The 9,250-nt window shown below is 68.6% G+C and carries 8 protein-coding genes and 3 pseudogenes; 4 read left to right on the top strand and 7 right to left on the bottom strand.

Annotated features, from left to right (window positions below; translation table 11 throughout):
- The 4 genes and pseudogenes from NBX02_RS23360 to NBX02_RS17690 all read right to left on the bottom strand — a co-directional run.
- A pseudogene (locus tag NBX02_RS23360) lies at positions 1 to 230 on the bottom strand (type II toxin-antitoxin system RelE/ParE family toxin); the annotation flags it as partial.
- A gap of 533 nt (positions 231 to 763) precedes the next feature.
- Positions 764 to 1,198, bottom strand: coding sequence for a VOC family protein (locus NBX02_RS17700; protein WP_250286130.1), 435 nt, complete (start codon positions 1,196 to 1,198; stop codon positions 764 to 766).
- A 46-nt stretch (positions 1,199 to 1,244) separates the two neighbouring features.
- Positions 1,245 to 1,670: a type II toxin-antitoxin system VapC family toxin gene (locus tag NBX02_RS17695; protein WP_250286131.1), complete on the bottom strand. Its 426-nt coding sequence runs from the start codon at positions 1,668 to 1,670 to the stop codon at positions 1,245 to 1,247.
- On the bottom strand, positions 1,667 to 1,900 hold the full coding sequence (locus NBX02_RS17690; RefSeq protein WP_250286136.1) for a type II toxin-antitoxin system Phd/YefM family antitoxin: 234 nt from the start codon (positions 1,898 to 1,900) through the stop codon (positions 1,667 to 1,669). The genes NBX02_RS17695 and NBX02_RS17690 overlap by 4 nt, the downstream gene beginning before the upstream one ends.
- 314 nt (positions 1,901 to 2,214) lie before the next feature.
- Between NBX02_RS17690 and NBX02_RS17685 the strand changes: the two genes are divergently transcribed.
- A complete protein-coding gene (locus NBX02_RS17685; protein ID WP_250286132.1) occupies positions 2,215 to 2,559 on the top strand; it encodes a hypothetical protein in 345 nt (114 codons plus the stop codon).
- A 254-nt stretch (positions 2,560 to 2,813) separates the two neighbouring features.
- Here NBX02_RS17685 and NBX02_RS17680 read toward each other — a convergent pair.
- A pseudogene (locus tag NBX02_RS17680) lies at positions 2,814 to 3,794 on the bottom strand (DEAD/DEAH box helicase); the annotation flags it as partial.
- A 75-nt stretch (positions 3,795 to 3,869) separates the two neighbouring features.
- Positions 3,870 to 5,330 carry a hypothetical protein gene (locus NBX02_RS17675; protein WP_250292281.1) on the bottom strand — a complete coding sequence of 487 codons (1,461 nt, stop codon included), beginning with the start codon at positions 5,328 to 5,330 and terminating at the stop codon, positions 3,870 to 3,872.
- A gap of 326 nt (positions 5,331 to 5,656) precedes the next feature.
- Between NBX02_RS17675 and NBX02_RS17670 the strand changes: the two are divergent.
- Positions 5,657 to 6,384 (top strand): annotated as a pseudogene (locus tag NBX02_RS17670) (IS5 family transposase); the annotation flags it as partial.
- Positions 6,385 to 6,387: 3 nt separating this feature from the next.
- On the opposite strand, the gene NBX02_RS17665 reads toward NBX02_RS17670, so the two are convergent.
- Positions 6,388 to 6,840 (bottom strand): YtxH domain-containing protein, encoded by a 453-nt coding sequence (locus NBX02_RS17665; protein ID WP_250286138.1) that lies wholly within the window; start codon positions 6,838 to 6,840, stop codon positions 6,388 to 6,390.
- Positions 6,841 to 7,361: 521 nt separating this feature from the next.
- Between NBX02_RS17665 and NBX02_RS17660 the strand changes: the two genes are divergently transcribed.
- Both NBX02_RS17660 and NBX02_RS17655 read left to right on the top strand, forming a co-directional pair.
- Positions 7,362 to 8,240 carry an alpha/beta fold hydrolase gene (locus NBX02_RS17660; RefSeq protein ID WP_445548511.1) on the top strand — a complete coding sequence of 293 codons (879 nt, stop codon included), beginning with the start codon at positions 7,362 to 7,364 and terminating at the stop codon, positions 8,238 to 8,240.
- Between the two features lie 124 nt (positions 8,241 to 8,364).
- Positions 8,365 to 9,183 carry an SDR family oxidoreductase gene (locus tag NBX02_RS17655; protein ID WP_250286135.1) on the top strand — a complete coding sequence of 273 codons (819 nt, stop codon included), beginning with the start codon at positions 8,365 to 8,367 and terminating at the stop codon, positions 9,181 to 9,183.
- Positions 9,184 to 9,250: the final 67 nt, after the last annotated feature.

Below are 9,250 nucleotides of genomic sequence, written 5' to 3'. Positions count from 1 at the left end.
CTGTGGAGCCGTGAGCCCTTGATCCGGTCGACGAGCGGCCGTCCCAGAGCGGGTCCTTCGTCGAGAAGAGCGGTCACAGCCTGGCCGATGAGGATCGCGGTGCTTCGGTCTGTTCGACGTAGGTCATGCAGCTACTCCCGGACCTCGCTGACGATCTCCAGGCGATAGGTCACGACATGTCCCCTTCGGGGCAGAGGGTTCAGTACCTGAGTGTACTGCGGCCCGGCCATCGCGCGAGCCAGCCGTGTCACTCCGGCGCACGACTCAGGCGCCGCCTCACGCGCGACGCCCGCCGGCATCCTGCGTGCCGCGCGCGAACCACCACCCAGCCGCGACCCGAAGCGAGGCTGGCCAGGATCTGGGTCGGGGCCAGCAGCCAGTCCGCCAGGTCCATCCCGCCAGCGGGGTCGACGCCGAGCCGGCCTGCGAAGAACGCCCCGCGCGGTGGTCACCTCCACCTGGTGGTGGGGCCGGCCGTCGAGTCGATCGCTGTCGGGAAGGACAACCGGGAAACCGTCGAACCGCGCTGGCAGCCTCTCCAGGGCGACGTCGATCGGCGTGGTGTCAAGTCCTGGCGGGACGAACAGCTGCACGCGGGGGCCGAAATCGTGGTCCGTGGAAACCTCGCCATCGAAGCCGAGGACCTCGGAACCCTCACCGAGCAACGCGGCAGCATGAGGCACGCCCGCGATCAGCGGCCAGACCGCCCGCTCGTAGAATCGTCGAGAAAGATCACTGCCGGGCACGGCTCTGCGATCACTGTTCAGTCGAGGCAGAACTCGTTGCCCTCGGGGTCGGCCATCACGATGTGTCCGGCGTGCGGTGGAGTGGGCTCGTGGCGGTGTAGTCGGGTGGCACCGTGGCCGACGAGTCGCTCCGCCTCCTGCTCCAGCGCCGCCATCCGAGCCTCGCCCTCCAGTCCGGACGCGGCTCGTACGTCGAGGTGAACGCGGTTCTTGGCCCGTTTGCCCTCCGGGACCCGCTGGAAGAACAGCCGTGGACCGGAGCCGGCGGGGTCGACCATCGCCGCGGCATCGTCGTGGCGCTCGGGTGGAACGCCCATCGCAGTCAGAGCCTGCTCCCAGGACGCGAAACCGGCGGGCGGCTCCTGCGGACGGTAGCCGAGGACCTCGCCCCAGAAGGCCGCGAGCCCCGCCGGATCTGCGCAGTCAAAGGTGATCTGGATGTCGCGGGTCATGCGTCTCCCGTCAGTAACAGCGGCCCGGGTAAATATCCCTACCTGCCTACGGGTGGGAGGCCCACGGGTTGACGAGTGGGACCCCCATGGGCGCGAAGTCGGACTCGTTGCGGGTGACGAGCGTGAGGCTGTGGACCTGAGCCGTGGCGGCGATGAGCGCGTCGTGAGCTGGGCGCCGGTCGGGCACGTGGAGTCGTGCCGCCGAGTCGGCAACGGCCTGATCGATGTCGAGCAGTCGGCCCGTGTATGCCGGGAGCACATTGTGGTCCAGCCACGAGTCGAGGACCGCCGCCTGTCGGGCGTCGTGCCGTCGCTTGTTCTCGATGCCCGCGCGCAGTTCCAGCAGGGTGATGACGGAGAGGAAGGTGTCCGATGGCGACAGGGTGTCGGCCCAGGCGTTGAATCGGTCATCCCTGCGTTTCACGGGCTTGCGGAGCTCGGAGATGATGTTGGTGTCGAGCAGGAAGCTCACAGGTCGGCCTCGCGCAGCGAGTCCCGCGGCCGTACGGGCTCGAAGTCGATGTCCTCGTCCAGGACGAACGCGTCGCCCAGGCTACCCGCGGTGCCCGTGAGCCGTTGGTAGTCGGCGAACGACAGCAGGACGTGCGACGGCCGACCGTGATCCGTAATGATCACAGGACCGCTGGCGGCAGCCCGCTTGACCGCGCTCACGTCGCGGTTGAACTCTCGCGATGAGACCATGGTCACCGCGACCACCTCCCCGGTAGGTACGTACCTACACTACCCGTTGCGAGTGACTCGCTCAGCCGCACATCACAGGGATCGCCGCCTGCTGGGCAAAGTGGCCCCTCGGTCGCGCACAGCACGCTGCCAGCCTTCGCCCGCCTGTGCGATGACGACCGCTGATTACGAAGCACCGTCACGAGAGTGCCCGGTCGATCTCTACAGGCCGCTTCCGCTCTGACGCGTGTTCCCCCGCTCCACTCGCCCGGCACCGGCCGCCGGGTGTGCGGCGGAGTGGCCGGCTACCGGCCGCATCGGGTTCCGCTCTCGCCTTGGCTCCGCGGGAGACCGACGATCACAGCCGCCAGGTCGAACGCGAATACGCGCTCGGATCCGGCCGCATCGACCTTCATCTCCGCTGGCCCTACGCACCCCGCGGGGGACCGCGGCAGGTCCAGCGCGAGGGTTTTGAGATCAAGGCCTGGCGCACCGGCGGATCCAACCCGCTCAAGACCGGGCTCATACAGCTGGACCGCTACCTCAACCGACTCCAGTTGCCGATCGGCACTCTTGCGATCTTCGACCAGCGCACGAACGCGCCTCCCATCGACGAACGCACCGCGATCACCACCGTGACCAGCCCGGCCGGGCGCTGCATCACTCTCCTCAACGGCTGACCGACGCCCGCGCGCCTTGGGTCCGAACACGACGCGGGGGCCAAGTTGTTCGCGAGGCCGGACTCGAGCCAATGCCACGTGGGGTGCGCAGAAAAATAACACGTAGAGTCACAGATGTGCCGATCCGACGGGCCGGCGTGGCGCTCATCTACGGGCGGTCACACCTGGGGTGCCAGGACGAGGTGCGGCGAGGTGGCCGCGCGCCGCGTGCCCGGGGAGCCGAGGAGAGCGGTAAGGGTGCCGGTCTCGTCTGCGATCAGCTCGCTGCCGTTCGGGTTGCCGGGACTCCACTCGAACGGGGCGTCGAACAGCTTCGCGGCGAACTCCATGACGGCCGCAGGGCTGTCGCCGACGGTGGCGGACGTCGCGATGGCCTGCAGCGAGCGGGCGGAGTCCTCTCCCTGGAAGAAGACCTTCTGCTTGAGCCGGCGCAACAGCATGCCGACTTCCTCTGCTTTCGCCCCGTCGTAGACGTGCGCCTCGTCCAGCACGACGAAGCGCCAGTGCCCGCCGTGCGGCCCCTCGAACAGGTCCATGTCCGCGGGGCGCAGAAGCAGGTACTCCAACATCGCGTAGTTGGTCAGCAACAGGTGCGGCGGGCTGTCGCGCATCTCGGTTCGGGAGAGCAGCTCGTTCGGGAGCCTGGCCTCGCCCGGGTTCAGGGCCTCGAACAGGGAGGCGCCCTCGGCGGGCCGCTCTGGTGTCTCCCCGGTGTACCGGCCGAACGTGATCTCGGGTGTGCCCGCGAGCACCTGCCGCAGTCGGCGCACCTGGTCGTTGGCCAGGGCGTTCATCGGGTACAGCAGCAGCGCCCGGACCCCTGGACCCAGCGTCCCGGCGTCCCGCTGTCGGACGAGCTCGGAGAGGACCGGCAGCAGGAAGCTCTCCGTCTTGCCCGACCCGGTCCCGGTCGCGACGACGAGGTTGCGGCCCGCGGCGGCTTTGCGGATCGCCATTTCCTGGTGCGCGTACAGCGGCCGGTCCAGCGGCAGCGCGGGCCCGCCGAGCCGGGCGAACCCGCTGGGCAGGACACCGTCGACGATCAGCCGCCGCAGGCTGGCGCCCGCCGCGTACGGCGGTGTCGCCTCGAGCACCGGCCCCTTGGTCAGCAGCGGACTGGCGTCGATCGCGTCCCGCAGCGCCCGCGCGAGCTTCGGGTCGCGCACCGGCAGCAGCGACCGCAGGTAGCGGCGGTACGTCAGGCTGAGGTGCTCGGCGGTGGCAATCACGTCCATCACTGAAGGATCTCCCGTCGGGGTTTTCCGCTGTTCGGGGCCCTCGTGGGTGGCCCGCGCGAGGGGGCGGCGATGTCAGGCCTGTGTGACCGTCCACGGATCATCGGCCGGGCCGGCGCCGGTCACGGTGGCGAATGTCACGACGGTTCCCCCGCCGACGGTGATGGTGAGCTCGGTGTCGCCGTGGACGGCCGCCGTGTCCAGGATGCGGCGCAGCGGGTAGCGGCCGTCGCGCAGCGCCCCCAGGACCTGGACGGGTTCTCCGCCCGCCATGAGCGTGATCGCCGGTGGCGTGGCGGCGCCCGGCAGGTCGATGCGCAGCAGGCCCCCGCGCCACAGGTCGTCGTGGGTGAGGCGCAGCGGGCCCACGTGGTGCCACCCGGTCGCCTCGGCGCCGCTGCCCGGCTCGGGATCGATCCGCAGCCGCAGGTGCGGCGGGGTCACGGCCAGGCGCTGGACCACCGCGCCGGCGACGCAGGTGACCTCCCGCGTCACCGTCTCCTCCTGGTAGGCGGCCGCGGCCGGGGAGACCGTCATGCCCGGTGGGGCCGAGATCACCGCCTCTGCGGGCTGAAGCCCCCGGGCGCTGGTGAGCCGAGGGGCCGGGTATGAGGTGACGCCCAGGCCCTCCGCGAGCACCACGGTGCGGCGCAGCCCGGGGATCACAGAGATCACGAGCTCGCCGAGCAGTGGCCGCCGCATACCGCGCCACAGGACGTCCGGTCGCCACGTGTCACCGGTCGTCGTGACACTCGCGAGGGTGGCCCCGGAGTCCGTCCGCCGCGCCTCGACCCGGAAGGTGGCCTGACCGGGCGGGAGCAGGACCTCGGGGGGCGAGGCGAGGACAGGCCTGCCAGCGACGGTCGTGACGCCGGGGATCGGCGGACCCGTGCGCAGCACCGGCCTGGTCCGGCCGCGCACGAGGCGACGGCTGGCACCGGCACCGGCACCGGCACCGGCACCGAGGGCGATCCAACGAGCCCCCCGCAGGTCCACCTGGATGAGGCGCCAGCCACGCCAGGCCAGCGGGAGCGTGCTCGTCACGAGGATCCGGACCGGCGCGTCGGAGCGCAGTTCGGCGCCCGCCGAGCAGAGCACCCAGACGGCGTCGGCGGGCAGCGCCCCGTCCACGAGTGCCCCGTTCTCGTCGAAGGCCAGCAACGTGGCGCCCTCGGCGGTGATCTCCTCCGGCAGCCCCGCGCGGGCCTGTCCCGAGACGCCGTCCGTCAGGAGGACCCCGCCGCCGAACGGGTCAAGGCGCGCCTGGCCCGCCCCGTCGGAGAGGTCGCCCGCGGAACCGGCGTGGTCCTCCGGCGCGGTCACATGGGCGAGCACGGCCACCTCGACAGCGGGCGCGCCAGGCAGTCCCAGCACCCCGAGCGCCGCGAGGAACGCGTCACCCCACTCACGGGCGGACCGCGCACTTGACCGCAGCCCCGCGGCCCGGTGCCAGGCAGGCCAGAACGCCGTCGTGTCGGACCCGGACGCGGCGCGGGCGATCCCGACGACCACGCAGGCGGGCCACCTCTGCGCCACCCCGCCGGCCCTCAGAGCCCGGGACTGCGCTCCCAGCGCCGTAGCCACCGCCTGCGCGAGCCCAGGCTCTGCCTCAAGCCGCCCGGCGACAGCACCCGCCCGGAGCTCTCGTCGCCAGCCGAACTCGAGCAGGTCGAGCAGCCTGTCACCGGCGATGGTGCCGCTGATGGCTCTACCTTCACTGGGCAGGAGGGCCTCCGAGGAACGCTTGCGCCGTTTGTCCCGCGAGGACTGACACGAGACGGCGTCCTCGAAGGTCTCCAGCGCAGGGCGTGGGAACGCCGGATGGGTGAACTGCTGCTCGGCGCGCCGCGCGCCGGCCGTGACACCGGACCGGCGTCTCCTGGAGATACCTGCCCCACGACTTCCCGCCGCACACCACCGTCTACTTCTCCTACGCCGCCTGGCGCGACGAGGGCATTCTTGTCCGGCTCGGCTATGAGCTGACCGGCCTGGCCCGCGCCGCCGACGGCCGCGATCCCGAGCCGACCGCCTGCATCCTCGACACCCAGACCGTCACGACCTCCACCGACGTCCCCCGTGCCAGCCAGGGCACCGACGCCGCCAAGAAGATCGTCGGGAGCGGGGCGTGGTCACCGACACCCTCGGCCTGCTGCTCGCCGTGACCGTCACCGCCGCCCACCTGTCCGACAACACCCTGGGCACACGCCTGCTCGACCAGACGAAGGACACCTGGCAGACGATTTCCAAGACCTGGGTCGACACAGGATTCAAGAACACCGTGGTCGAGCACGGAGCCGCCCTCGGCATCGACGTCGAGGTCGTCTCCAGAAAAACCGGGACCCGCGGTTTCCACCTGGTGAAACGGCGGTGGGTCGTCGAGCGAACCCTGGGCTGGCTGATGTTCCACCGTCGCCTCGCCCGCGACTACGAGACCCTTCCCGCCAGCTCCGAAGCAATGATCCACATCGCTATGATCGACAATGCGGCCAAGCGCATCACGGGCGAGACCACACCCACTTACAGGCCGAGCCACGCCCGCGCGCAAAAGCCAAGCAGGGCGTCGCCAACCGAATCCGGGGCAATGAGATGAGGATCAGGTGCTGACGGCCGCAGCGTCGGCGCGAGCCAAGGTGGCGTCCAGGACGGCGTACTCGGCTTCTTCCACAGCGGCGATAGCGAAAGAGATCGCGCAGACGGCGTCGTCCTCCGCGTACTCCGCGCGCCGCTCGGCACGCTGGGCGTCGCGCTCGGCCTGCTTCTGTTGGACCTCAGCACGCACCTTGCTCACGTGGTCCTTCCAGCGCTCCTGGATCTCGCGCCACCGACTGGATGTCTCCTGGGTCACGTCCGCGGCCTTCTCACGAAGCTCGCTCGCGTGCTGCTCGGCGTTGGCGCGAGCCTGCTCGACTTTGGCCGCCAGCTCCTCGCGGGTCTCGGCTTCGGCAGCATCCGCAGCACTCTCGGCTGCCTTGGCACGCCTTGAGAGGTAGGCCAGTTGTTCGGACAAACGGGCCATAATTCTCACCCTTCCGCCGTCTTCCTGCATAATCACACGACAATCATGCTAGCGCGGATTCCTGGCTGACGCAGGTCCACCCCAACGACGGCGACCATCGCAACCTACATCCCCATTACAGTGATTTGCAACCATCTGTCGACGTCAACCGGCCCGAAGTACAGCGGAGATCCGCCACCCAACAGCGGGTGAATGCGCGGCACGCCGAACAGCCTCCATCCGCGCACTCCCGAGTAGACTTCCGGCATCATCTTCGTAGGTTCGTCTGGCGTCGCAGCGCCTCGCGGTTCGCCCGCTCGCGTGCCGCATGGCCGATGATTCCTGGGCGACGAGAGCTGGTACGTACTGTCGGCTCGCCTGGTCGACCTGGCCCGTGATGCCGGAGCCTGACTGTGCTCCCGATCGCCCTTGTCTCGCGCCTGGCGATTCAGGTGTTCGCCGGCATAGCCAGCCCAGCGCTCAAGGTGACTATGGTCCGGTACGGCCGGGTTTTCTCGCGTCCTGGTCACGCCGACTGGGGACACGACTGGGGTGTTCGACGGACTCATTCAGTGCCTCGCGGGTACGACGGTGCTCGATGCAAGGCCCCCTTCCGTAAGGAGCAGACCGTGAGCACTATCACCACCAGCGACGGAACCGAAATCTACTACAAGGACTGGGGCAAGGGCCCGGCAGTCACGTTCTCGCACGGCTGGCCGCTGAGCTCTGACGCGTGGGACGGCCAGATGCTGTTCCTCGCGCAGCACGGCTTCCGCGTGGTCGCGCACGACCGACGCGGTCACGGCCGGTCCAGCCAGGCTTCGTCGGGCAACGACATGAACGGCTACGCCGACGATCTGGCGGCCGTGATCAACGCGCTCGATCTTACCGACGTCACGCTGGTGGGCCACTCCACCGGCGGTGGAGAGGTCGCTCGCTACATCGGACGTCACGGAACGGCGCGGGTTGCCAAAGCAGTCCTGATCGCCGCGGTTCCGCCGATCATGCTGAAAACCGCCGCCAATCCTGAGGGCCTGCCGATCGAGGTTTTCGACGGCCTGCGGGCCGGTCTCGCCAAGGACCGCTCGCAGTTCTACAAGGATCTGGCAGTCCAGTTCTACGGCGCAAACCGGCCCGGTGCCGAGGTCTCGCAGGGCCTGCTCGACCAGTTCTGGACCTGGAGCATGCAGTCGGGCCTCATCAACGCCTACGAGAGTGTCAAGGCATTCTCCGAGACGGACTTCACCGAGGACCTCGAGAAGTTCGACGTCCCGACCTTGGTGCTGCACGGCGAGGACGACCAGATCGTTCCGGTGAGGGACTCGGCGGTGAAGTCGGCCCGGCTCATCAAGGGCGCAAGGGACATCTACTACCCGGGTGCGCCGCACGGCATCACGGCCACGCACCAGAATCAGGTCAACGCCGAACTGCTCGCCTTCATCCAGGGCTAGCCGCGATCGTCGCCCGAAGCATCGGCTTCTCCGACCCGCAAAGACACAAGAAGCGTGCTTCACCATCACGGCTCCGTCACCGGATGGCTTCCGGAGCCTAGAGCGGCAACTGAAGGGATTCACCATGAAGATCGTGGTTATCGGTGGAAGCGGCCTCATCGGGTCGAAGATCGTCAAAAAACTTCGTGACCACGGCCACGAAGCGGTGCCGGCATCACCAGACTCGGGCGTCAACACACTCACCGGCGAGGGCCTGGCCGAGGCGCTCGAGGAAGCCTCTGTGGTCGTCGACGTGTCGAACTCCCCATCCTTCGAGGATGCAGCAGTGTTGACGTTCTTCCAAACATCAACCGGCAATCTCCTCAACGCTGAAGCGGCCGCAGGCGTGGGCCATCACGTCGCGTTGTCGGTCGTTGGAACCGAACGCCTCCTCGAAAGCGGATACTTCCGCGCCAAGATCTCCCAAGAAAAGCTGATCGAGGGATCGTCGATCCCCTACTCGATCGTCCGCGCGACGCAGTTCTTCGAATTCGTCAATCGCCTCGCTGACTTTGCAACCGACGGCAACACAGTGCGACTCGCACCCGCCCTGATCCAACCCATGGCAGCTGACGATGTCGCGACCGCGGTTGGCAGGGTCTGCGTGGGATCGCCGGTGAACGGCATCGTTGAAGTGGCGGGGCCACAAAAGTTTCGTCTCGACGAACTCATCCGACTAGACCTCAGGGAACGCCACGATCCACGCGAAGTGATCACGGATCCACGCGCACGCTACTCCGGCGCAGAACTGAACGAGCGCACCCTCGTTCCCGGCGATGACGCCAGCCTCGCCGAGACCCGATTCGAAAACTGGCTCAGCCGCTCCACGGCCCAGCAGCAATCAACTCCGAGTGGAAAGGAACCTAGGCTAAGTGGTCTCGCCCGTAAGTCCTTCGGAGGTTGATCAGGCTGCCTGTGGGGCGGAGGATTCTTCTTATCGGTCGGGTGCGTGTCGATCGAGTCTGGCCAGT

Source organism: Protofrankia sp. CiP1_Cm_nod1, from assembly GCF_920888515.1.
In the GTDB taxonomy this organism is placed as follows: Bacteria; Actinomycetota; Actinomycetes; order Frankiales; family Frankiaceae; genus Protofrankia.
Note: the sequence above shows the minus strand (reverse complement) of the source record. Positions and strands in the feature narration are given on the sequence as shown.